The sequence below is a fragment of the Janibacter sp. CX7 genome, from assembly GCF_024362365.1.
Lineage (GTDB): Bacteria > Actinomycetota > Actinomycetes > Actinomycetales > Dermatophilaceae > Janibacter.
The window spans coordinates 535,937-559,222 of record NZ_CP101464.1; the positions used below are offsets into that span (position 1 = coordinate 535,937).

Sequence of the window (23,286 nt, forward strand, 5' to 3'; positions counted from 1 at the left end):
TGGTCCGGACCTGGTGGCACCGCCCGACTCTCAGGCCCGTGGAAGGATCCATCCTTGGCTGCCTCGCGCACCGCTTCCCCGATGTCCACCGCACGGACGGCCAGTGGCCGTCTGTCCTTCGCGAAGATCCGCGAGCCGCTCGAGGTCCCAGACCTCCTGGCCCTCCAGACCGAGAGCTTCGACTGGCTCCTCGGCAACGAGAAGTGGCAGGAGCGTCTCGCTGAGGCTCTCGACGCTGGTCGACGCGATGTCCCGGAGCACCCGGGGCTGGAGGAGATCTTCGAGGAGATCTCCCCGATCGAGGACTTCTCCGGCTCGATGAGCCTCTCCTTCCGGGAGAGCCGCTTCGAGGAGCCGAAGTACTCCGTCGACGACTGCAAGGAGCGCGACCAGACCTACTCCGCGCCCCTCTTCGTCACCGCCGAGTTCATGAACGCCGAGACCGGCGAGATCAAGAGCCAGACGGTCTTCATGGGTGACTTCCCGCTCATGACCGAGCGCGGCACCTTCATCATCAACGGCACCGAGCGCGTCGTCGTCTCGCAGCTCGTCCGCAGCCCGGGCGTCTACTTCGAGCGCACGCCCGACAAGACGTCCGACAAGGACATCTACTCGGCCAAGGTCATCCCCAGCCGGGGTGCCTGGCTCGAGTTCGAGGTCGACAAGCGCGACATGGTCGGCGTGCGCGTCGACCGCAAGCGCAAGCAGTCGGTCACCGTCCTGCTCAAGGCCCTGGGCATGACCTCCGCCGAGATCCTCGAGGAGTTCGGCGACTACGAGTCGATGCGCGCCACCCTCGAGAAGGACACCGTCGAGGACCAGGACGCTGCCCTGCTCGACATCTACCGCAAGCTGCGCCCCGGCGAGCCGCCGACCCGCGAGGCCGCGCAGAATCTGCTCGACAACCTCTACTTCAACCCCAAGCGCTACGACCTGGCCAAGGTCGGCCGCTACAAGGTCAACCGCAAGCTGGGTGTCGAGGCCGAGCTCGACGCCTCGGTGCTCACGCTCGAGGACATCGTCGCGACGCTGAAGTACCTCGTGGCGCTGCACGCCGACCAGCCGACCCTGCCGGGGACGCGCGACGGCGAGCCCTTCGAGGTGCCCGTCGAGACCGACGACATCGACCACTTCGGCAACCGTCGCCTGCGCAGCGTCGGCGAGCTCATCCAGAACCAGGTCCGCACGGGCCTGTCCCGGATGGAGCGCGTCGTGCGCGAGCGGATGACGACCCAGGACGTCGAGGCCATCACGCCGCAGACCCTGATCAACATCCGGCCGGTCGTCGCCTCCATCAAGGAGTTCTTCGGCACCAGCCAGCTGTCGCAGTTCATGGACCAGAACAACCCGCTGTCGGGTCTGACGCACAAGCGTCGTCTCAACGCGCTGGGCCCGGGCGGTATCTCCCGTGACCGTGCCCAGATGGAGGTCCGTGACGTCCACCCGTCGCACTACGGCCGCATGTGCCCGATCGAGACCCCTGAGGGTCCCAACATCGGTCTGATCGGCTCGCTCGCGAGCTACGGGCGGATCAACGCCTTCGGCTTCATCGAGACCCCGTACCGCAAGGTCGTCGACGGTCGCGTCACCGACGAGATCGTCTACGTCTCCGCGGACGAGGAGGACAAGGTCATCGTGGCCCAGGCCAACGCCGTCCTCCTCGACGACGGCACCTTCGCCGAGGAGCGCGTCCTCGCCCGCACCAAGGGTGGCGAGGTCGACCAGATCCCGGCCGAGGACGTTGACTACATGGACGTCTCGCCGCGCCAGATGGTCTCGGCCGCGACCGCGATGATCCCCTTCCTCGAGCACGACGACGCCAACCGCGCGCTCATGGGCGCCAACATGCAGCGTCAGGCCGTGCCGCTCGTCCAGGCCGAGGCCCCCTTCGTCGGGACCGGCATGGAGTACCGCGCGGCGCTCGACTCCGGTGACGTCGTGCGTGCGGAGAAGGCCGGTGTCGTCACCGAGGTCTCCGCGGACCTGGTCACGGTCACCCACGACGAGGGCGGCTCGCGCTCGTACAAGATGATGAAGTTCTCCCGGTCCAACCAGGGCAACAGCTACAACCAGCGCGTCATGGTCTCCGAGGGCGACCGTGTCGAGGCCGGCCAGCTGATCGCCGACGGTCCCGCGACCGACGGCGGCGAGATGGCCCTCGGGCGCAACCTGCTCGTGGCCTTCATGCCGTGGGAGGGCTACAACTACGAGGACGCGATCATCCTCAGCCAGCGCCTGGTGCAGGACGACGTCCTCTCCTCGATCCACATCGAGGAGCACGAGGTCGACGCCCGCGACACCAAGCTGGGCCCCGAGGAGATCACCCGCGACATCCCCAACGTCTCGGAGGAGGTCCTCGCCGACCTCGACGAGCGCGGCATCATCCGCATCGGTGCCGAGGTCCGCGACGGCGACCTGCTCGTCGGCAAGGTCACGCCCAAGGGTGAGACCGAGCTGACCCCGGAGGAGCGCCTGCTGCGCGCCATCTTCGGCGAGAAGGCGCGCGAGGTCCGCGACACGTCCATGAAGGTCCCGCACGGCGAGACCGGCACGGTCATCGGCGTCAAGGTCTTCGACAAGGACGAGGGCGACGAGCTGCCCCCGGGCGTCAACCAGCTCGTCCGCGTCTACGTGGCCAACAAGCGCAAGATCACCGACGGTGACAAGCTCGCCGGCCGTCACGGCAACAAGGGCGTCATCTCCAAGATCCTGCCCGTCGAGGACATGCCCTTCCTCGAGGACGGCACGCCGGTCGACGTCGTGCTCAACCCGCTCGGTGTCCCCGGTCGAATGAACATCGGTCAGATCCTCGAGCTGCACCTCGGCTGGGCTGCCAGCCGCGGCTGGCAGATCGAGGGCGATCCCGAGTGGGCCGAGATGATCCCCGAGGACGCGCGCCAGGCCCCGGCCAACACGCGCGTCGCGAGCCCCGTCTTCGACGGTGCGCGCGAGGAGGAGATCACCGGTCTGCTCGACTCGACGACCCCGACCCGCGACGGCGTCCGGCTCATCGACCGCTCCGGCAAGGCCAACCTCTTCGACGGCCGCACCGGCGAGCCGTACCCGGACCCGGTGTCCGTCGGCTACATGTACATCCTCAAGCTGCACCACCTCGTGGACGACAAGATCCACGCCCGCAGCACGGGGCCGTACTCGATGATCACGCAGCAGCCGCTGGGTGGTAAGGCCCAGTTCGGTGGCCAGCGCTTCGGCGAGATGGAGGTGTGGGCCCTCGAGGCCTACGGCGCCTCCTACGCGCTCCAGGAGCTGCTGACGATCAAGTCCGACGACGTGACCGGTCGCGTCAAGGTCTACGAGGCCATCGTCAAGGGCGACAACATCCCCGAGCCGGGGATTCCGGAGTCCTTCAAGGTGCTCATCAAGGAGATGCAGTCCCTCTGCCTCAACGTGGAGGTCCTCAACTCCGAGGGCGGCACCATCGAGATGCGCGACAACGAGGACGATGTCTTCCGCGCCGCGGAGGAGCTTGGTATCGACCTGTCCCGGCGCGAGCCGAGCAGCGTCGAGGAGGTCTGAGTCCCGGGGGTCCGCCGACCTGACCGGTCGGCGGTCCCCGGCTCCGGCCCCCCACAAGCCCGCAGGGCGACCCCGGTCGCCCCAGGGCAACTGAACTTATCGAGAGTCATCCTCGAGAGAACGAGAGAAGGAAGCACACAGTGCTGGACGTCAACTTCTTCGACGAGTTGCGCATCGGCCTGGCCACCGCGGAGGACATCCGTACGTGGAGCCACGGCGAGGTCAAGAAGCCCGAGACCATCAACTACCGCACCCTCAAGCCCGAGAAGGAGGGCCTGTTCTGCGAGCGGATCTTCGGCCCCACCCGGGACTGGGAGTGCTCCTGCGGCAAGTACAAGCGCGTCCGCTTCAAGGGGATCATCTGCGAGCGCTGCGGCGTCGAGGTCACCCGCGCCGGCGTGCGTCGTGAGCGGATGGGCCACATCGAGCTCGCCGCCCCCGTCACCCACATCTGGTACTTCAAGGGTGTCCCGAGCCGTCTGGGCTACCTGCTCGACCTGGCGCCGAAGGACCTCGAGAAGGTCATCTACTTCGCCGCCTACATGATCACGAGCGTCGACGAGGACCAGCGTCACAGCGACCTGCCCTCGCTCGAGGCGCAGATCGAGGCCGAGAAGCGTGAGCTCGAGAACCGTCGCGACGCCGACGTCGAGACCCGCACGCAGAAGCTCGAGAAGGACATCGCCGAGCTCGAGGCCGAGGGCGCCAAGTCCGACGCCAAGCGCAAGGTCCGCGACTCCGCCGAGCGCGAGATGAACCAGATCCGCAAGCGCGCCGACCAGCAGGTCGAGCGCCTCTCCCAGGTCTGGGACCGCTTCAAGAACCTCAAGGTCCAGGACCTCGAGGGCGACGAGGTCCTCTACCGCGAGATGCGTGACCGCTTCGGTCTGTACTTCGAGGGCGGCATGGGTGCCGCGGCGATCCAGAAGCGCCTCGAGACCTTCGACCTCGAGGCCGAGGTCGAGAAGCTGCGCGAGATCATCGCGACGGGCAAGGGTCAGAAGAAGACCCGCGCCCTCAAGCGCCTCAAGGTCGTCACGGCCTTCCTCACCACGGACAACAAGCCCGCCGGCATGGTCCTCGACGCGGTCCCGGTCATCCCCCCGGACCTGCGCCCGATGGTCCAGCTCGACGGTGGCCGCTTCGCGACCTCCGACCTCAACGACCTCTACCGCCGGGTCATCAACCGCAACAACCGCCTCAAGCGACTGCTCGACCTCGGTGCTCCCGAGATCATCGTCAACAACGAGAAGCGGATGCTGCAGGAGGCCGTCGACAACCTCTTCGACAACGGTCGTCGCGGTCGTGCGGTCACCGGCCCGGGCAACCGCCCGCTGAAGTCGCTGTCCGACATGCTCAAGGGCAAGCAGGGTCGCTTCCGTCAGAACCTCCTCGGCAAGCGCGTCGACTACTCGGGCCGTTCGGTCATCGTCGTCGGCCCGCAGCTGAAGCTGCACCAGTGCGGTCTGCCCAAGGCGATGGCGCTCGAGCTCTTCAAGCCCTTCGTCATGAAGCGGCTCGTCGACCTCGACCACGCCCAGAACATCAAGTCGGCCAAGCGCATGGTCGAGCGTCAGCGCTCCGTCGTGTGGGATGTCCTCGAAGAGGTCATCACCGAGCACCCGGTGCTGCTCAACCGTGCGCCCACGCTGCACCGTCTGGGCATCCAGGCCTTCGAGCCGCAGCTCGTCGAGGGCAAGGCCATCCAGATCCACCCGCTCGTCTGCACGGCCTTCAACGCCGACTTCGACGGTGACCAGATGGCCGTCCACCTGCCGCTGAGCGCGGAGGCCCAGGCCGAGGCCCGGATCCTCATGCTCTCGAGCAACAACATCCTCAAGCCGGCCGACGGTCGCCCCGTCACCATGCCGACGCAGGACATGGTCATCGGTCTCTTCCACCTCACCTCCGAGGTGGCCCTCGAGACCGAGCACCGTCGCGCCTTCGCGACGACGGCGGAGGCCCGCATGGCCTTCGACGCCGGCGAGATCAAGATCGGCACGCCGATCAAGGTGCGGCTCAACGACGTCGTGCTGCCGACCGGCGACGCGGTGCCCGAGGGTGCCGAGCTCGACGAGCGCGGCATGCTCGCGACGTGGACGGCGGAGACCACCCTCGGCCGCGCGCTCTTCAACGAGACGCTGCCGGAGGACTACCCCTTCGTCAACGAGCCGGTCGACCGCAAGCGTCTGTCGACGATCGTCAACGACCTCGCCGAGCGCTACACCAAGGTCGAGGTCGCGGCATCGCTCGACGCCCTCAAGGAGGCCGGTTACCACTGGGCCTCCCGCTCGGGCACGACGGTCGCCGTCTCCGACGTCGTCACGCCGCCGCGCAAGCCGGAGATCCTCGCGACCTACGAGGAGAAGGCCACCAAGGTCCAGAAGCAGTACGAGCGCGGTCTGATCACCGACGACGAGCGTCGTCAGGAGCAGATCGAGATCTGGACCCAGGCGACCAACGAGGTCTCCGCGGAGATGCAGGCCAACTTCCCCAAGGACAACCCGATCTTCCGCATGGTCAACTCGGGTGCCCGTGGTAACTGGTTCCAGCTGCGCCAGATCGCCGGTATGCGAGGCCTCATGGCCAACCCGAAGGGCGAGATCATCCCGCGCCCGATCCGCACGAACTTCCGTGAGGGTCTCTCCGTCGTCGAGTTCTTCATCTCGACGCACGGTGCGCGCAAGGGTCTGGCCGACACCGCCCTTCGTACCGCCGACTCCGGCTACCTGACGCGTCGTCTCGTCGACGTCTCGCAGGACGTCATCATCCGCGAGGACGACTGCGGCACCGAGCGTGGTCTGACCATGCCGATCGCCCAGTTCGACGAGCTGACCGGCACCCGCCGCAAGCACGACGACGTCGAGTTCACCGTCTACGCGCGCTGCGTCGCCGCCGACGTCGAGCACGAGGGCGCCGTCCTCGCCGAGGCCGGGTCCGACCTCGGTGACGTCGTCATCGACAAGCTCTACAAGGCCGGCGTCGACGAGGTGAAGATCCGCTCGGTCCTCACCTGTGAGTCCAAGGTCGGCACCTGCGCCAAGTGCTACGGCCGCAGCCTGGCGACCGGCCAGCTCGTCGACATCGGCGAGGCCGTCGGCATCATCGCGGCCCAGTCGATCGGTGAGCCCGGCACCCAGCTGACGATGCGTACCTTCCACACCGGTGGTGTGGCCGGTGACGACATCACGCAGGGTCTGCCGCGTGTCGTCGAGCTCTTCGAGGCGCGCACCCCCAAGGGTGTCGCCCCGATCGCCGAGGCCGACGGCCGCGTGACGATCGAGGAGACCGACAAGGGCCGGCGCATCCTGCTCGTCGCGGACCGCGACGGCGAGGAGCACGCCTACCCGGTGAGCAAGCGTTCGCGCCTGCTCATCGAGGACGGCGAGCGGGTGGCCGTCGGCACCCAGCTGGTCCAGGGCGCCATCGACCCCAAGCAGGTCCTGCGCATCCTCGGCCCGCGCCACGCGCAGAAGCACCTCGTCGACGAGGTCCAGAAGGTCTACCGCCAGCAGGGTGTGTCGATCCACGACAAGCACATCGAGGTCATCGTCCGGCAGATGCTGCGCCGGATCACGATCCTCGAGTCGGGCGACGCCAACCTCCTGCCGGGCATGCTCGCCGAGCGCGCCCGCTTCGAGGCGGAGAACCGTCGCGTCGTCGCCGAGGGCGGTCGCCCGGCCTCGGGTCGTCCGGAGCTCATGGGTATCACCAAGGCCTCGTTGGCCACGGACTCCTGGCTCTCCGCCGCCTCCTTCCAGGAGACGACTCGTGTCCTCACCGAGGCCGCGATGGAGGGCCGCTCGGACCCGCTGCTGGGTCTGAAGGAGAACGTCATCCTCGGCAAGCTGATCCCCGCCGGTACGGGCCTGCCCCGCTACCGCAACGTGGAGGTCGAGCCCACCGAGGAGGCCAAGGCCGCGATGTACTCGCTGCCCAACTACGACGAGTACGCCTACCCGGTCTTCGGTCCTGGCTCCGGCGAGGCCATCCGCCTCGACGACCTGGACCTGGACGTCTGAGCCGTCCTCTCGTGACCCGAAGGGGGTCGCTTCCCGCGAGGGAGGCGACCCCCTTCGTCGTCCGCGAGACGCACGTGAGCGGTGTGGCCAGAGGGGCCGACGGGCGACAGATCGCCGGAAAATCAAGGGAAACACGCCGTGGGCGAAGTCGACGAAGGCCCCGGTTTCGTGGTTGATTGGCCTTGTTCGACCTACGAACTTCAAGGATGGAGATCCCACTATGAACAAGTCCGAGCTCGCCAGCGCCGTCGCCGAGAAGGCTGGCGTGTCCGCTTCCGCGGCGTCCGAGGTCATCACCGCCCTCCAGGCGGTCCTGTCCGACTCCGTCGCCAAGGGCGAGAAGGTCACCGTCCCCGGCTTCTTCAGCCTCGAGCGCGTCGAGCGCGCCGAGCGCAAGGGCCGTAACCCGCAGACGGGCGAGGAGATGACCATCCCCGGTGGCTACGCCGCCAAGCTCACCGCCGGCAGCGCCCTCAAGGCGGCCGCCAAGGGCTGATTGCCCGGCACCACGCGAAGGGGGCCGACCACCGTCGAGGTGGTCGGCCCCCTTCGCCGTGCCCGGATGGGGGAGGATGGCGCCATGAGTGACCGGGAACAACCGATGTCGGTGCGGGCCACCGCGGCCCGGTGGGCCCTCGGGGCCCTGCTCGTCGTCGGTGCCCTGGTGCTCCTGCTCAAGCCGGGCGGGCTGAGCAAGCTCCTGGCGCTGGTGCTCGCCGGCGCGGCCGTCGCGATCTTCACCCGGCGCTCGCGCAGCGATGCCACGGTCGTCACCGTCGTGCTACTCGTGGTGGCGGCGGTCTACGTCGGCGCCTTCCTCTCCGGCAACAGCCACTGGATCACGGACAGGTACTGAATGCGCGACGACATGGTGATCCGGCGCGAGACGCCGGACGACGCGGCGGCCACGGAGGCCCTGCACGACGCGGCCTTCGGGGTGCCGTCAGGGCGCAGCGAGTCGGTCGAGCGCGAGCTGCTGCGCGCGCTGCGGGCCGAGGGCTCGGTCATCGACGAGCTGACCTTCGTCGCCGAGCTCGACGGGCAGGTCGTCGGCCACGTCGTCTGCAGCCGCGGCAGCCTCGCGGGCGCGCCCAGCGTCGGGCTCGGCCCGATCGGTGTGCGCCCGGACCTGCAGCGGCAGGGGATCGGTGCCGCCCTCATGATGGCCGTCGTCGCCAGTGCCGAGCAGCAGGCTGAGCCGGCGCTCGTCCTGCTCGGCGACCCCGACTACTACGGGTTCTTCGGCTTCGTCACCGCCTCCGGCCTGGGGATCGGGTCACCGGGCCCCTGGGGGGACAGGTACTTCCAGGCCCTGACCTTGCGCGCCTGGCGGCCCGAGATGGCCGGGGACTTCCGGTACGCCCCCGCCTTCGACGCCCTGGGCTGAACGCGCGGAGCGCCCTCCGGACGGTATGGATTTGTGACCCCACGGGGGCCGCCGGTATCGTTGATCTCCGCACGTGGCACGGCTGTGCCGTGACGCGTGCTGAGGAGGGTCGGAGACGACCCGACTCGCCTCTCTCGCCGGGCGTCCGGTGGCGGACCGACAGGCCGTGACCGGAAGTGCAGGGGAGAGCACCACCGACGACACACCCGAGTGCGTGGGTCGCCGGTGGCATCCAAGGAGCATCGGCCGGCTCACGCCGGACGGTGCAGACAACATCACCGACGTACGGAGAACAGGTTGCCTACCATCAACCAGCTGGTGCGCAAGGGGCGGCAGGACAAGCCGTCCAAGGCCGCCACCCCGGCCCTCAAGGGGTCGCCGCAGCGCCGTGGCGTGTGCACTCGCGTGTACACGACCACCCCCAAGAAGCCGAACTCTGCCCTGCGCAAGGTCGCCCGTGTGCGCCTGACGTCCGGCATCGAGGTCACCGCGTACATCCCGGGTGTCGGCCACAACCTGCAGGAGCACTCCATCGTGCTCGTGCGTGGTGGTCGTGTGAAGGACCTCCCCGGTGTCCGCTACAAGATCGTCCGCGGTTCGCTCGACACCCAGGGTGTCAAGGGTCGCCAGCAGGCCCGCAGCCGCTACGGCGCGAAGAAGGAGAAGAAGTAATGCCTCGCAAGGGTCCTGCTCCGAAGCGCCCCCTCGTCGTCGACCCGGTCTACCAGTCCCCGCTGGTCACCCAGCTGGTCAACAAGATCCTGCTCGACGGCAAGAAGTCCATCGCCGAGTCCATCGTCTACGACGCCCTCGAGGGCTGCCGCGAGAAGACCGGCACCGACCCGGTCCAGACGCTCAAGCGCGCGCTCGACAACGTCAAGCCCTCTCTGGAGGTCAAGTCCCGCCGCGTCGGTGGTGCGACCTACCAGGTCCCGATCGAGGTCAAGCCCGGCCGCGCCACGACCCTGTCGCTGCGCTGGCTCGTCGGCTACGCCCGTCAGCGTCGCGAGAAGACGATGACCGAGCGCCTCATGAACGAGATCCTCGACGCGAGCAACGGCCTGGGTGCCGCGGTCAAGCGTCGCGAGGACACGCACAAGATGGCCGAGTCCAACAAGGCCTTCGCGCACTACCGCTGGTGACAGCAGGTCGGGGCCGGCGACCGTCGGCCCCGACCACCACCCGCCCTCCCGGGCAGACACGACCGCAACGAGCGAGATGAGATAACGAGTGGCACAGGACGTCCTGACGGACCTCACCAAGGTCCGCAACATCGGCATCATGGCGCACATCGACGCCGGCAAGACGACGACGACTGAGCGCATCCTCTTCTACACCGGCGTCAACCACAAGCTTGGCGAGACGCACGACGGTGCCTCCACCACCGACTGGATGGAGCAGGAGAAGGAGCGCGGCATCACGATCACCTCCGCCGCGGTCACCTCCTTCTGGGAGGGCACCCAGATCAACATCATCGACACCCCCGGCCACGTGGACTTCACGGTCGAGGTCGAGCGCTCCCTGCGCGTCCTCGACGGCGCCGTCGCCGTCTTCGACGGCAAGGAGGGTGTCGAGCCCCAGTCCGAGACGGTCTGGCGCCAGGCGGACAAGTACGACGTCCCCCGCATCGCCTTCGTCAACAAGATGGACAAGCTGGGCGCCGACTTCTACTTCACCGTCGACACCATCAAGGACCGCCTCGGTGCGGAGCCGCTCGTCATGCAGCTGCCGATCGGCGCCGAGAACGACTTCGTCGGTGTCGTCGACCTGATCAGCATGAAGGCGCTCGTCTGGCCCGGCGACGCCAAGGGTGACGTCACCATGGGCGCCTCCTACGAGGTCCAGGAGATCCCCGCGGACCTCCAGGCCAAGGCTGAGGAGTACCGCAACCACCTCGTCGAGCGCGTCGCCGAGTCCGACGACGACCTCATGGAGAAGTACCTCGGTGGCGAGGAGCTGACGACCGACGAGATCAAGGCCGCCGTGCGCAAGCTGACGGTCAACTCCGAGCTCTACCCGGTCTTCTGCGGCTCCGCCTTCAAGAACCGTGGTGTCCAGCCGGTCCTCGACGCGGTCGTCGACTACCTCCCCAACCCGCTCGACGTCGCGGCCATGGAGGGCCACGCCCCGGGCAACGAGGACGAGGTCGTCCTGCGCAAGCCCAGCACCGAGGAGCCCTTCTCCGCGCTGGCCTTCAAGATCGCGGCGCACCCCTTCTTCGGCACGCTGACCTTCATCCGGGTCTACTCGGGTCGGATCACGCCGGGCACCCAGGTCATCAACTCGACCAAGGGCAAGAAGGAGCGTCTGGGCAAGCTCTTCCAGATGCACGCCAACAAGGAGAACCCGGTCGACGAGGCGATGGCGGGTCACATCTACGCCGTCATCGGTCTCAAGGAGACCACGACGGGTGACACCCTGAGCGACGTCAACGACCAGGTCATCCTCGAGTCGATGTCCTTCCCGGCGCCGGTCATCCAGGTCGCCATCGAGCCCAAGACGAAGGGTGACCAGGAGAAGCTGGGCACCGCGATCCAGAAGCTCGTCGCCGAGGACCCCACCTTCCAGGTGAGCCTCGACGAGGAGACCGGCCAGACGATCATCGCCGGCATGGGCGAGCTGCACCTCGACGTCTTCGTCGACCGCATGAAGCGCGAGTTCAAGGTCGAGGCCAACATCGGCAAGCCGCAGGTGGCCTACCGCGAGACGATCCGTCGCGCGGTCGAGAAGTACGACTACACGCACAAGAAGCAGACCGGTGGCTCCGGCCAGTTCGCCAAGGTCCAGATCACCTTCGAGCCCCTCGAGGCCACGGAGGACACGGACGGCGAGCTCTACGAGTTCGAGAACGCCGTCACCGGTGGTCGCATCCCGCGTGAGTACATCCCGAGCGTCGACGCCGGTATCCAGGACGCCATGCAGTACGGCGTGCTCGCCGGCTACCCGGTCGTCGGTGTCAAGGCCACCCTCATCGACGGTGCCTACCACGACGTCGACTCCTCGGAGATGGCGTTCAAGATCGCCGGGTCGATGGCCTTCAAGGAGGCCGCCCGCAAGGCCGACCCGGTGCTCATGGAGCCGATGATGAAGGTCGAGGTGCGTACGCCCGAGGACTACATGGGCGACGTCATCGGCGACATCAACTCCCGCCGTGGCCAGATCCAGTCCATGGAGGACGTCAGCGGAGCCAAGGTCGTCACCGGCCTCGTCCCGCTGTCGGAGATGTTCGGCTACGTCGGCGACCTGCGGTCGAAGACCCAGGGCCGGGCGAACTACTCCATGGAGTTCGACTCCTACGCGGAGGTCCCCAAGGCGGTCGCCGAGGAGATCATCAAGAAGACCCGAGGCGAGTGACCGGTAGCATTACCGGGATCCCGACACGGACCATCCACACACACCCACACACGACGCCACCCTGCCGGGCAAAGGCGTAACCGAGAAAACGTCCTGAGGAGGACAACACAGTGGCGAAGGCAAAGTTCGAGCGGAGCAAGCCGCACGTCAACATCGGCACCATCGGTCACATCGACCATGGCAAGACGACGCTGACGGCCGCGATCTCCCGCGTGCTGCACGACCAGCTCCCCGACCTCAACGAGGCCTCGGCGTTCGACACGATCGACAAGGCTCCCGAGGAGAAGCAGCGCGGTATCACCATCTCGATCGCGCACATCGAGTACCAGACGGAGTCGCGTCACTACGCGCACGTCGACTGCCCGGGTCACGCCGACTACGTGAAGAACATGATCACCGGTGCGGCCCAGATGGACGGTGCGATCCTCGTCGTCGCCGCCACCGACGGCCCGATGCCGCAGACGAAGGAGCACGTCCTCCTGGCCCGCCAGGTCGGCGTCCCCTACATCGTCGTGGCGCTCAACAAGGCCGACATGGTCGACGACGAGGAGATCATGGAGCTCGTCGAGATGGAGGTCCGCGAGCTGCTGTCCTCCTACGAGTTCCCCGGCGACGACGTCCCGGTCGTCAAGGTCTCGGCGCTCAAGGCGCTCGAGGGCGACGCCAAGTGGGGCGAGTCGATCATGGAGCTCATGACGGCCGTCGACGAGTACATCCCCGAGCCGGAGCGCGACCTCGACAAGCCGTTCATGATGCCGGTCGAGGACGTCTTCACGATCACCGGTCGTGGCACCGTCGTCACCGGTCGTATCGAGCGCGGCATCCTCAACGTCAACGAGGAGGTCGAGATCGTCGGTATCCGCGAGGAGAAGACCACCACGACCGTCACGGGCATCGAGATGTTCCGCAAGCTGCTCGACGAGGGCCGCGCGGGTGAGAACGTCGGTCTGCTCCTTCGTGGCACCAAGCGCGAGGACGTCGAGCGCGGCCAGGTCATCTGCAAGCCGGGCTCGATCACCCCGCACACCGAGTTCGAGGCGCAGGTCTACATCCTGTCGAAGGAGGAGGGTGGCCGGCACACGCCGTTCTACGACTCCTACCGTCCGCAGTTCTACTTCCGGACCACCGACGTCACCGGCGTCGTCTCCCTGCCCGAGGGCACCGAGATGGTCATGCCCGGCGACAACACCGACATGAAGGTCGAGCTCATCCAGCCGATCGCCATGGAGGAGGGCCTGAAGTTCAACATCCGCGAGGGTGGCCGCACCGTCGGCGCCGGTCGCGTTACCAAGATCGTCAAGTGATCCTGGGCTGACCTCGAGTCAGCAACCACGAAGGGCCCGTCTCCCCGTCAGGGGAGGCGGGCCCTTCGTCGTGTCACGGCCGGCCGGCGTCGATCCACACCTGCGGGTCGTAGGTCCACCCGTCGGCGACCATCGCCGTGCGCAGCGCAGCACGGTTGTTGGTCGCGTGGCCGGCCTCCCGGTAGCGGGCCCGGCCACGCTCGATGTGGCTGCGCACGGTCTCGGTGCGCAGCGACAGCACGCGCGCGAGGAAGGCTGGGGAGTGCCCGCGGGCGGCGACGAAGAGGGAGAGCAGCTGGAGCTCGCGATCGGTCAGGTGCACCTCGGGCGGCTCGGCCGGCTCGACGCGCGCGATGTCGGGGGTCTCGCCGGCGGCGACCGAGCGGATGACGTCGGCGGTCTGCGCCAGACCGAGGGTCGGCTCGATCCAGGCGGTCGCGCCCTCGGCGGCTGCCCGGCGGGCGAAGGGGGAGTGCCGCTGCGGCCCGATGATGATCGGGTGCGAACCGAGTCGGCGCAGGGCCCGCACCTTGACGGCCAGCGGCAGGTGGTCGTCGAGCTGTGCGTCGACGACGACGAAGTCCCCGGCGAAGTCCCACTCGGCCTGGAAGTCGGTCCAGGCGTGGACCGCCGTCGTCACGCGCAGCGGTCGCGGTCCGGACTGCAGCTCCTGCCGCAGAGCCATCGTCACCACAGGGGAGGTGTGGACCAGGTCGAGGCGGGTGGCTGCGGACATCGGGCACGATGCTCCCATGCGCGCCGACGCCGAGGTCTTCGTCTGGTCGCGCTGGCGGCTGCACGCGGACGCGGTCACCTCGGTGCTCGTGGCCGATTGGCTCGATGCCAGGACGGTGGCGTCGGTCGACGAGGCCACCGGCCTGCTCGTGGGGGGAGCGCTGCTGCCGGACCTCACCGACCTGCTCGAGCGGCGACGGTCCGCGGGGCTGGCGACGGTCGTCTGGGGTGGGGTCCTCCCTTCGCCCCGGGTCGCGGCCCTGCGGCAGGCGGGAGCGGCGGCGTACGTCTCCATGCTCGAGCCACCCCAGCAGGTCGTCGACGTCGTGCGACGGGTGCTGGCCGGGCAACCCGTGCCGTGGCCACCGCCGCCGGAGGCGATGGTGCGGCTGACCGAGCGGGAGCAGGAGGTGGCGCGGGCCTACCTCGCCGACTGGTCGGACCACCCCCGGGCGGAGGTGGCGCGGCGGCTCGGGATCAGCGAGCGCACCCTCAAGGTGCACATCGCCAACATCCGCGCCAAGGCGGGTCACCGGGGCGCCGAGACGCGCGAAGGGCTGCGGCGAGCGCTCGTCGTGTCCGAGTGGCTCTAGTCCTTCTGGGGGCATTCGAGGTGGGGTCCCGAAGGTGTCCCTAATCTCACGCGTGAGTGCCTCGACAGGGGGGCGTTCGCCGGGGGGAGGACCCTGGATCCGGCCGTGGCATCCGCGCGGCACACCTGACCGCGCCTGTCCGCAGAGAGAGCCCCGCCTTGTCCAAGGACATCACCACCGCCGGTCCGTCGCGCCGTCAGATCGCGAAGGGGGCCGCCTGGGCCGTCCCCGCCGTCACCGTCGCGGCCGCCGCACCCACCCTCGCCGCCTCGCCCAACCCGGTCTGCACCGGCGCAGACATCACGCTGGGTGTTTCCAACTGCACCCTCGTTGGGCTCCTGTCGCCCGAGGCGAGCTTCACGATCACCGCTGGCCCCGACTGCACCATCCCGCAGGGAACCCCGGTCTCGCTGACGGGTGGCGCGCTGGCGTCGATCGGCCTGACTGCGCTCGTGGACCTCAACGTCGGCGTGCTCACCTTCGGCTCCGACATCGGCAGTGCGACCCTGGCCAACGACATCGCGCCCGGCCAGACCGTGACCGTCCAGGTCTTCCCCGAGGGGCTGAACATCAATGCGCTGGGCACCTACCAGTTGGCCGTCCTCGGCGCCACGGCCGAGTTCACCCTCGCGGCTGGCGTGGGCACCCTGGTGAGCGTCTGCAGCTCGCCCAACGACTGAGCGAGTCACCGACACCGACGCGCCCATCGCCCTTCGGGGCGGTGGGCGCGTTGGCGTGTGACAACGGGTGGGGCGGCCCCCTTCGGCCTATGGTGGGGACGACCGCTGCACCCGACCACGGAGACCGCGCCACATGGCCACCGACGAGAGCACCACGACCGAGGACCTCGCCCCCGAGGAGGAGGGCCTCGACGAGGTGGCCAAGCCGACCCTGCGCCAGATGAAGAAGCGCAGCTGGGTCTTCGCCTTCAAGCGGGCGATCAAGGAGTTCAGCGCCGACGGGTGCACCGACCTGGCCGCCGCGCTCACCTACTTCGCGGTGCTGTCGATCTTCCCCGGGCTGCTGGCGCTCGTCTCGATCATCGGTCTCGTGGGCGACCCCGACGAGACGAAGAAGACCCTGCTCGACGTCATCGGCCAGCTGGGCCAGGACAACGTCGTCGACATCCTCGAGGGCCCGATCGACCAGATGGTCAACTCCAGCGGGGCCGGCCTCGGACTCGTCGTCGGTATCGCGGGTGCCCTGTGGTCGGCCTCGGGCTACGTCGGAGCCTTCGGCCGCGCCCTCAACCGGATCTACGACGTCCCCGAGGGGCGCGGCTTCGTCAAGCTGCGGCCCATGCAGCTCGCGGTCACCGCGGTGCTGCTCGTCCTGGCCGCCGCCACGATCATGTCCGTCGCCGTCAGCGGTGACGTGGCCCGGGCCATCGGCAACACCATCGGCCTCGGCGAGGCCGCGGTGATGACGTGGAACCTCGCCAAGTGGCCGGTCATCCTGCTCGTCGTCACCTTCATGGTGGGCCTGCTCTACTGGGCCACCCCCAACGTCAAGCAGCCGACGTTCCGCTGGCTCAGCCCCGGCGCGGCCGTCGCGATCGTCGTGGCGATCGTCGCGTCCGTGGCCTTCGGCTTCTACGTCTCCAACTTCGGCTCCTACAACGCGACCTACGGCTCGCTGGCCGGTGTCATCGTCTTCCTGCTGTGGCTGTGGATCCTCAACAACGTGCTGCTCCTGGGTGCCGAGGTCGACTCCGAGATCGAGCGCTCCCGCCAGCTGCAGGCCGGCATGGCGGCCGAGGAGGACCTGCTCCTCCCGCTGCGCGACACGACCAAGTCCGACGCGGCCGCCGAGGCCGAGGTGGAGGTGCGCGAGGAGGCCCGCTCCCTGCGCATCGACGGGCTGCGCGACCAGGGCAGGTCGACCGCCGACCTCGCCGACCAGGACTGACTCCGGTCGGCCGGGTGCGACCCCGGCCGACCGCACCGGAGAGCCGGTGGGGGGCCTGTCAAGCACCGGCCCGGCCCGATTTGGACTGAGCCTGCAGGCTCTGGCACACTGTTCAGGTTGCTTGTTGTGCGGTGACGCCGCTATCGGACTTTGCCCCGATCGCCAGGTGCCACCGCCTCCCCCGATGACAACGCATCGAACCGCCTGAGGCGGGGCGACACATCGGACACGAAGCACGATCCGGTTCGACCGGGTCGACGACCAGATCGCGCGACCTGCCCTTCGGCATGTCGTCGCGTCGCGGAGCGGGTGCGACACACCCGACCGCGTGGGTCGGAGGCCAGGCCGACCGACACAGACCAAGGCAAGACGGCGAGAGAGAGACGGACACAAGATGGCGGGACAGAAGATCCGCATCCGGTTGAAGTCGTATGACCACGAGGTCATCGACAACTCGGCGCGGAAGATCGTCGACACCGTGACCCGTGCCGGCGCGACGGTGGTGGGCCCCGTGCCGCTGCCCACGGAGAAGAACGTGTTCTGCGTCATCCGGTCGCCCCACAAGTACAAGGACAGCCGCGAGCACTTCGAGATGCGCACCCACAAGCGCCTCATCGACATCATCGACCCGACGCCCAAGGCCGTCGACTCGCTGATGCGTCTCGACCTCCCGGCTGACGTCAACATCGAGATCAAGCTCTGAGGCTGAACGAGATGACTACTACTGCCACCAAGACCGTCAAGGGCGTCCTCGGCGAGAAGCTCGGCATGACGCAGGTCTGGGACGAGGACAACCGTCTCGTCCCCGTGACCGTCATCCAGGCCGGCCCGTGCGTCGTCACCCAGGTCCGCAATGCCGAGACCGACGGCTACGACGCCGTCCAGATCGCGTACGGCGCCATCGACCCGCGCAAGGTCAACCAGCCCAAGAGCGGCCACTTCGCCAAGGCCGGCGTGACCCCGCGCCGCCACCTCGTGGAGCTGCGCACCGCTGACGCCTCCGAGTACTCCCTGGGTCAGGAGGTGACCGTCGAGCTGTTCGAGTCCGGGCAGGCCATCGACGTCACCGGCACGACCAAGGGCAAGGGCTTCGCCGGCGTCATGAAGCGTCACGGCTTCGCCGGTGTCAGCGCCTCCCACGGTGCGCACCGCAATCACCGCAAGCCCGGCTCGATCGGTGGCTGCGCCACCCCGGGTCGCGTCTTCAAGGGGATGCGCATGGCCGGCCGCATGGGCGGCGTGCGCCAGACCACCCAGAACCTCACGATCCACGCCGTGGACGCCGAGAAGGGCCTGCTGCTCGTCAAGGGCGCCGTCCCCGGCCCCCGTGGCGGCGTCGTCCTCGTCCGCACCGCGGTGAAGGGAGCCTGACGTGCCGACCATCGACATCATCAGCCCGCAGGGTGCCGCCAACGGCACCATCGAGCTGCCCGCCGAGATCTTCGACGTGCAGGTCAACGTCCCGCTGATCCACCAGGTCGTCGTGGCCCAGCTCGCCGCGGCGCGCCAGGGCACGCACGCGACCAAGACCCGCGGCAACGTCCGCGGTGGTGGCCGCAAGCCGTACCGCCAGAAGGGCACCGGCCGCGCCCGTCAGGGCTCGACCCGCGCTCCGCAGTTCGCCGGCGGTGGCACCGTCCACGGCCCGCAGCCGCGTGAGTACTCGCAGCGCACCCCCAAGAAGATGAAGGCCGCCGCCCTGCGCGGTGCCCTCTCCGACCGGGCGCGTCACGGCCGCATCCACGTCCTCAGCTCCCTCGTCGACGGGGACACCCCCTCGACGAAGGGCGTCGCGACCGTCCTCGGTGGCCTCAGCGAGCGCAAGAACCTGCTCGTCGTCATCGAGCGCGGCAACGAGACCGCGTGGAAGTCGGTGCGCAACCTGGCCGACGTCCACGTGCTGCCGGCCGACCAGCTCAACACCTACGACGTGCTGTGCGCCGACGACGTCGTCTTCACCCAGGCGGCCCTCGAGGCCTTCCTCGCTGGCCCGACCAAGACCGAGGAGGTCAGCAAGTGACCGCGTCCCAGCTCAAGGACCCGCGCGACATCCTGATCCGCCCCGTCGTCTCGGAGAAGTCGTACGGCCTGCTCGACGAGGGCAAGTACACCTTCATCGTCGACCCGCGGGCGAACAAGACCGAGATCAAGATCGCCGTCGAGCAGATCTTCGGCGTCAAGGTCGACTCCGTCCACACCATGAACCGTGTCGGCAAGGCCCGACGCACGCGGTTCGGCACCGGCAAGCGCAAGGACACCAAGCGCGCGATCGTCACCCTCCGTGAGGGCTCGATCGACATCTTCGGCGGCCAGGGCTGACGGAGAGGACAAGGAAGACATGGGAATCCGTAAGTACAAGCCGACCACCCCGGGTCGTCGCGGCAGCTCCGTCGCCGACTTCGTCGAGGTGACGCGCTCCACCCCCGAGAAGTCGCTCGTCCGCCCGCTGACGAAGTCCGGTGGCCGCAACGCCTCCGGCCGCATCACCACCCGTCACATCGGTGGTGGCCACAAGCGTGCCTACCGCGTGATCGACTTCCGTCGTCACGACAAGGACGGCGTCCCGGCGAAGGTCGCGCACATCGAGTACGACCCGAACCGCACCGCGCGCATCGCGCTCCTGCACTACGCCGACGGCGAGAAGCGCTACATCCTGGCGCCGAACAAGCTGACGCAGGGCACCGTCATCGAGAACGGTCCCGCCGCGGACATCAAGCCGGGCAACAACCTGCCGCTGCGCAACATCCCGACCGGTACGACGATCCACGCCGTGGAGCTGCGTCCGGGTGGGGGAGCGAAGCTCGCTCGCTCGGCCGGCACCAGCATCCAGCTGCTGGGCAAGGAGGGTCCGTACGCGACCCTGCGCATGCCCTCCGGCGAGATCCGTCGCGTCGACGTGCGCTGCCGCGCCACCGTCGGCGAGGTCGGAAACGCCGAGCAGTCGAACATCAACTGGGGCAAGGCCGGCCGCATGCGGTGGAAGGGCAAGCGCCCGACCGTCCGTGGTGTCGTCATGAACCCGGTCGACCACCCGCACGGTGGTGGCGAGGGCCGCACCTCCGGTGGCCGTCACCCCGTCTCGCCCTGGGGCAAGCCCGAGGGCCGTACCCGGCGTCCCGGCAAGGCGAGCGACAAGCTCATCGTCCGTCGTCGCCGCACCGGCAAGAAGCGCTGATAGGAGCCTTTGGACATGCCTCGTAGTTTGAAGAAGGGCCCCTTCATCGACGACCACCTTCAGAAGAAGGTCGACGTCCAGAACGAAGCGGGCACCAAGAACGTCATCAAGACCTGGTCGCGCCGTTCGGTGATCTCGCCGGACATGCTGGGTCACACCTTCGCCGTCCACGACGGCCGCAAGCACGTCCCGGTGTTCGTCACCGAGGCGATGGTCGGCCACAAGCTCGGCGAGTTCGCACCGACCCGCACCTTCCGCGGTCACGTGAAGGACGACAAGAAGGGACGTCGTCGCTGATGCCTGCCACCGAGACCACCGAGCAGGAGACGCTGGTCGCCCGCGCCTCCGCCCGCCACGTCCGCGTCACGCCCCAGAAGGCGCGTCGCATCGTCGACATGATCCGCGGCAAGGACACCCAGACCGCGATCGCGTCGCTGCAGTTCGCCCCCCAGGGTGCGGCCGAGCCGACCCTCAAGGTCCTGCAGAGCGCCATCGCCAACCTCCGCGTCAAGGCTGACGAGGCCGGGGAGCCCTTCGACGAGCGCAACCTCGTCATCTCCTCCGCCTTCGTCGACGAGGGCCCGACGATGAAGCGTTTCCGTCCCCGGGCCCAGGGCCGCGCGGGTCGGATCAACAAGCGCACCAGCCACATCACCGTCCTCGTGACGAGCAAGCCTGAGAAGGCCGCGAAGGGAGGGACCCGCTGATGGGTCAGAAGATCAACCCGCACGGCTTCCGTCTGGGCATCACCACCGACCACAAGAGCCGCTGGTTCGCCGACTCCAACAAGGAGGGTCAGCGCTACCGCGACTACGTCAAGGAAGACGTCGCGATCCGCAAGCTCATGTCCACGGGCATGGAGCGCGCCGGCATCGCCCGCGTCGAGATCGAGCGCACCCGTGACCGCGTGCGTGTGGACATCCACACCGCGCGCCCGGGCATCGTCATCGGTCGCCGTGGCGCCGAGGCCGACCGCATCCGCGGCGAGCTCGAGAAGCTCACCGGCAAGCAGGTCCAGCTGAACATCCTCGAGGTCAAGAACCCCGAGATCGAGGCTCAGCTCGTCGCCCAGGGCATCGCCGAGCAGCTCGCTGCTCGCGTCACCTTCCGTCGCGCCATGCGCAAGGGCATGCAGTCCTCCCTTCGCGCCGGTGCCAAGGGCATCCGGATCCAGTGCTCCGGTCGCCTCGGTGGCGCCGAGATGTCGCGCTCGGAGTTCTACCGCGAGGGTCGCGTGCCGCTGCACACCCTCCGCGCGAACATCGACTACGGCTTCTACGAGGCCCGCACGACCTTCGGCCGCATCGGCGTCAAGGTCTGGATCTACAAGGGCGACATGACCGAGAAGGAGTTCGCGGCCCAGCAGGCGACCGCGGCCCCCCGTGGTCGTGGCCCGCGTCGCGACCGCGACGACCGTCCCGCCCGCGCCCGCCGCGGCGACCGCAACGAGGGTCAGGCCCAGGCCGCCCCCGCTGAGGCCCCCGCCGCCGAGGCCCCGGCCAAGACCGAGGGAGAGTCCTGAGATGTTGATCCCCCGACGGGTCAAGCACCGCAAGCAGCACCACCCCAAGCGCTCCGGCATGTCGAAGGGCGGCACCGTCGTCTCCTTCGGTGACTACGGCCTCCAGGCTCTCGAGCCGGCCTACGTCACGAACCGCCAGATCGAGGCGGCTCGTATCGCCATGACGCGCTACATGAAGCGTGGCGGCAAGGTCTGGATCAACATCTACCCGGACCGTCCGCTCACCAAGAAGCCGGCTGAGACCCGCATGGGTTCCGGTAAGGGCTCGCCCGAGTGGTGGGTCGCCAACGTCAAGCCGGGCCGGATCATGTTCGAGATCTCCGGTGTCGACGAGACCGTCGCACGCGAGGCCATGCGCCTGGCGATGCACAAGCTGCCGATGAAGTGCCGCTTCGTCGTGCGTGAGGGTGGTGTCAACTGATGGCAGTCGGATCCAAGGACCTGACCCCGGCCGACCTGCGCGAGCTGACCGACGACCGCCTGGTCGACGAGCTGCGCAAGGCCAAGGAGGAGCTCTTCAACCTCCGTTTCCAGTCGGCCACCGGCCAGCTGGAGAACCACGGCCGGCTCCGCGCCGTCCGCAAGGACATCGCCCGCATCTACACCGAGATGCGCGAGCGCGAGCTCGGGATCGGTGAGAGCAAGTGACCGAGAACGAGAAGGACACCATCGTGACCCAGCGGAACGACCGCAAGACCCGCCGCGGCTACGTCGTCAGCGACAAGATGGACAAGACCGTCGTCGTCGAGGTCGAGGACCGCGTCAAGCACGCGCTCTACGGCAAGGTCATGCGCAAGACCTCCAAGGTCAAGGCGCACGACGAGGAGAACGTCGCCGGCATCGGTGACCACGTCCTCATCATGGAGACCCGACCGCTGTCCGCCAACAAGCGCTGGCGGCTCGTCGAGATCCTCGAGAAGGCCAAGTAAGGCCACCCCGGAGCGAAGGGGGCGCATCCGCCCCCTTCGCCCGCGAAGACCACATCAGTTCGGCCAGGCTCGCCGCGAGCGAGAACCAGCACGACGACAGGAGTGAGAAGTGATCCAGCAGGAGTCGCGACTGCGCGTCGCCGACAACACCGGTGCCAAGGAGATCCTGTGCATCCGCGTGCTCGGTGGCTCCGGCCGCCGGTACGCCGGCGTCGGCGACACCATCGTCGCCACCGTCAAGGACGCCATCCCCGGTGGCAACGTCAAGAAGGGTGACGTCGTCAAGGCCGTCATCGTCCGCACCACCAAGGAGCGTCGTCGCAACGACGGTTCCTACATCAAGTTCGACGAGAACGCCGCCGTCATCCTCAAGGCTGACGGCGAGCCGCGCGGGACGCGCATCTTCGGCCCGGTCGGTCGCGAGCTGCGCGACAAGAAGTTCATGAAGATCGTCTCGCTCGCACCGGAGGTGATCTGATCCATGGCCAAGCTCAAGATCAAGAAGGGCGACCTCGTCCAGGTCCTGTCCGGCAAGGACAAGGGCCTGCAGGGCAAGGTCATCTCGGTCAACACCGAGACCCAGCGCGTCGTGGTCGAGGGTGTCCAGCGGGTCACCCGCCACACCAAGGCCGGCATCGGCGGCCAGGCCGGCGGCCTGGTCGTCTCCGAGGCGCCGATCCACGTGAGCAACGTGGCGATCGTCGACCCCGAGGACAACAAGCCGACCCGCATCAAGACCCGCGTCGAGACCGTCGAGCGCGACGGTCGCACCAAGGCGAGCCGCACCCGCGTCGCGGGCCGCTCGGGCAAGGACCTCTGA

Annotated in this window: 26 protein-coding genes; 25 read left to right on the forward strand and 1 reads right to left on the reverse strand. The window is 68.3% G+C overall.

Annotated elements, in window-relative coordinates:
• The first annotated feature begins 54 nt into the window (after nucleotides 1-54).
• The 9 genes from rpoB (at nucleotide 55) to tuf (ending at nucleotide 13,604) form a co-directional block, all read left to right on the forward strand.
• A complete protein-coding gene (gene rpoB / locus NMQ01_RS02695) occupies nucleotides 55-3,537 on the forward strand; it encodes a DNA-directed RNA polymerase subunit beta (RefSeq protein ID WP_255185346.1) in 3,483 nt (1,160 codons plus the stop codon).
• Between the two features lie 140 nt (nucleotides 3,538-3,677).
• Nucleotides 3,678-7,559 (forward strand): DNA-directed RNA polymerase subunit beta', encoded by a 3,882-nt coding sequence (locus NMQ01_RS02700; RefSeq protein WP_303708039.1) that lies wholly within the window; start codon nucleotides 3,678-3,680, stop codon nucleotides 7,557-7,559.
• A gap of 220 nt (nucleotides 7,560-7,779) precedes the next feature.
• The gene (locus tag NMQ01_RS02705) at nucleotides 7,780-8,055 is read left to right on the forward strand and encodes an HU family DNA-binding protein (protein ID WP_072623754.1); all 276 of its coding nucleotides are present in this window, start codon (nucleotides 7,780-7,782) and stop codon (nucleotides 8,053-8,055) included.
• 84 nt (nucleotides 8,056-8,139) lie between these two features.
• Nucleotides 8,140-8,415: a hypothetical protein gene (locus NMQ01_RS02710; RefSeq protein WP_255185347.1), complete on the forward strand. Its 276-nt coding sequence runs from the start codon at nucleotides 8,140-8,142 to the stop codon at nucleotides 8,413-8,415.
• Entirely contained in the window at nucleotides 8,416-8,946 is a 531-nt protein-coding gene (locus tag NMQ01_RS02715) for a GNAT family N-acetyltransferase (protein ID WP_255185348.1), read from the forward strand.
• Between the two features lie 297 nt (nucleotides 8,947-9,243).
• The gene (gene rpsL, locus NMQ01_RS02720) at nucleotides 9,244-9,618 is read left to right on the forward strand and encodes a 30S ribosomal protein S12 (RefSeq protein WP_007930014.1); all 375 of its coding nucleotides are present in this window, start codon (nucleotides 9,244-9,246) and stop codon (nucleotides 9,616-9,618) included.
• Nucleotides 9,618-10,088 carry a 30S ribosomal protein S7 gene (gene rpsG, locus NMQ01_RS02725; protein ID WP_072623757.1) on the forward strand — a complete coding sequence of 157 codons (471 nt, stop codon included), beginning with the start codon at nucleotides 9,618-9,620 and terminating at the stop codon, nucleotides 10,086-10,088. The genes rpsL and rpsG overlap by 1 nt, the downstream gene beginning before the upstream one ends.
• A gap of 88 nt (nucleotides 10,089-10,176) precedes the next feature.
• A complete protein-coding gene (gene fusA / locus NMQ01_RS02730; RefSeq protein ID WP_255185349.1) occupies nucleotides 10,177-12,300 on the forward strand; it encodes an elongation factor G in 2,124 nt (707 codons plus the stop codon).
• Nucleotides 12,301-12,410: 110 nt separating this feature from the next.
• Entirely contained in the window at nucleotides 12,411-13,604 is a 1,194-nt protein-coding gene (gene tuf / locus NMQ01_RS02735) for an elongation factor Tu (RefSeq protein WP_255185350.1), read from the forward strand.
• A gap of 73 nt (nucleotides 13,605-13,677) precedes the next feature.
• On the opposite strand, the gene NMQ01_RS02740 is transcribed toward tuf, so the two are convergent.
• On the reverse strand, nucleotides 13,678-14,340 hold the full coding sequence (locus NMQ01_RS02740; protein WP_255185351.1) for a hypothetical protein: 663 nt from the start codon (nucleotides 14,338-14,340) through the stop codon (nucleotides 13,678-13,680).
• A gap of 16 nt (nucleotides 14,341-14,356) precedes the next feature.
• Between NMQ01_RS02740 and NMQ01_RS02745 the strand changes: the two genes are divergently transcribed.
• The 16 genes from NMQ01_RS02745 (at nucleotide 14,357) to rplX (ending at nucleotide 23,286) form a co-directional block, all read left to right on the forward strand.
• Nucleotides 14,357-14,932: a LuxR C-terminal-related transcriptional regulator gene (locus NMQ01_RS02745; RefSeq protein ID WP_255185352.1), complete on the forward strand. Its 576-nt coding sequence runs from the start codon at nucleotides 14,357-14,359 to the stop codon at nucleotides 14,930-14,932.
• A 158-nt stretch (nucleotides 14,933-15,090) separates the two neighbouring features.
• Nucleotides 15,091-15,612, forward strand: coding sequence for a hypothetical protein (locus tag NMQ01_RS02750; RefSeq protein ID WP_255185353.1), 522 nt, complete (start codon nucleotides 15,091-15,093; stop codon nucleotides 15,610-15,612).
• 133 nt (nucleotides 15,613-15,745) lie between these two features.
• Nucleotides 15,746-16,840, forward strand: coding sequence for a YihY/virulence factor BrkB family protein (locus NMQ01_RS02755; RefSeq protein ID WP_255185354.1), 1,095 nt, complete (start codon nucleotides 15,746-15,748; stop codon nucleotides 16,838-16,840).
• A 394-nt stretch (nucleotides 16,841-17,234) separates the two neighbouring features.
• On the forward strand, nucleotides 17,235-17,543 hold the full coding sequence (gene rpsJ / locus NMQ01_RS02760; RefSeq protein WP_007924661.1) for a 30S ribosomal protein S10: 309 nt from the start codon (nucleotides 17,235-17,237) through the stop codon (nucleotides 17,541-17,543).
• 11 nt (nucleotides 17,544-17,554) lie between these two features.
• Nucleotides 17,555-18,211 (forward strand): 50S ribosomal protein L3, encoded by a 657-nt coding sequence (rplC, locus tag NMQ01_RS02765; protein WP_255185355.1) that lies wholly within the window; start codon nucleotides 17,555-17,557, stop codon nucleotides 18,209-18,211.
• 1 nt (nucleotide 18,212) lies between these two features.
• Nucleotides 18,213-18,860: a 50S ribosomal protein L4 gene (gene rplD / locus NMQ01_RS02770; protein ID WP_255185356.1), complete on the forward strand. Its 648-nt coding sequence runs from the start codon at nucleotides 18,213-18,215 to the stop codon at nucleotides 18,858-18,860.
• Nucleotides 18,857-19,159: a 50S ribosomal protein L23 gene (gene rplW / locus NMQ01_RS02775; protein ID WP_255185357.1), complete on the forward strand. Its 303-nt coding sequence runs from the start codon at nucleotides 18,857-18,859 to the stop codon at nucleotides 19,157-19,159. The genes rplD and rplW overlap by 4 nt, the downstream gene beginning before the upstream one ends.
• Before the next feature lie 19 nt (nucleotides 19,160-19,178).
• Complete coding sequence (gene rplB / locus NMQ01_RS02780; protein WP_255185358.1) at nucleotides 19,179-20,015, forward strand: 50S ribosomal protein L2; 837 nt, start codon at nucleotides 19,179-19,181, stop codon at nucleotides 20,013-20,015.
• A gap of 15 nt (nucleotides 20,016-20,030) precedes the next feature.
• On the forward strand, nucleotides 20,031-20,312 hold the full coding sequence (gene rpsS, locus NMQ01_RS02785; RefSeq protein WP_007924678.1) for a 30S ribosomal protein S19: 282 nt from the start codon (nucleotides 20,031-20,033) through the stop codon (nucleotides 20,310-20,312).
• Nucleotides 20,312-20,722, forward strand: a complete 411-nt coding sequence (rplV, locus tag NMQ01_RS02790; RefSeq protein ID WP_255185359.1) for a 50S ribosomal protein L22 — start codon at nucleotides 20,312-20,314, stop codon at nucleotides 20,720-20,722. The genes rpsS and rplV overlap by 1 nt, the downstream gene beginning before the upstream one ends.
• The gene (gene rpsC / locus NMQ01_RS02795; protein ID WP_255185360.1) at nucleotides 20,722-21,537 is read left to right on the forward strand and encodes a 30S ribosomal protein S3; all 816 of its coding nucleotides are present in this window, start codon (nucleotides 20,722-20,724) and stop codon (nucleotides 21,535-21,537) included. Before rplV ends, rpsC begins: the two co-directional genes overlap by 1 nt.
• Before the next feature lies 1 nt (nucleotide 21,538).
• Entirely contained in the window at nucleotides 21,539-21,958 is a 420-nt protein-coding gene (gene rplP / locus NMQ01_RS02800) for a 50S ribosomal protein L16 (RefSeq protein ID WP_255185361.1), read from the forward strand.
• Nucleotides 21,958-22,185 carry a 50S ribosomal protein L29 gene (gene rpmC / locus NMQ01_RS02805; RefSeq protein ID WP_303708045.1) on the forward strand — a complete coding sequence of 76 codons (228 nt, stop codon included), beginning with the start codon at nucleotides 21,958-21,960 and terminating at the stop codon, nucleotides 22,183-22,185. The genes rplP and rpmC overlap by 1 nt, the downstream gene beginning before the upstream one ends.
• 20 nt (nucleotides 22,186-22,205) lie before the next feature.
• Nucleotides 22,206-22,466, forward strand: a complete 261-nt coding sequence (gene rpsQ, locus NMQ01_RS02810) for a 30S ribosomal protein S17 (RefSeq protein ID WP_303708372.1) — start codon at nucleotides 22,206-22,208, stop codon at nucleotides 22,464-22,466.
• Nucleotides 22,467-22,575: 109 nt separating this feature from the next.
• Nucleotides 22,576-22,944, forward strand: a complete 369-nt coding sequence (rplN, locus tag NMQ01_RS02815) for a 50S ribosomal protein L14 (RefSeq protein ID WP_068315433.1) — start codon at nucleotides 22,576-22,578, stop codon at nucleotides 22,942-22,944.
• 3 nt (nucleotides 22,945-22,947) lie between these two features.
• A complete protein-coding gene (gene rplX, locus NMQ01_RS02820; protein ID WP_255185363.1) occupies nucleotides 22,948-23,286 on the forward strand; it encodes a 50S ribosomal protein L24 in 339 nt (112 codons plus the stop codon).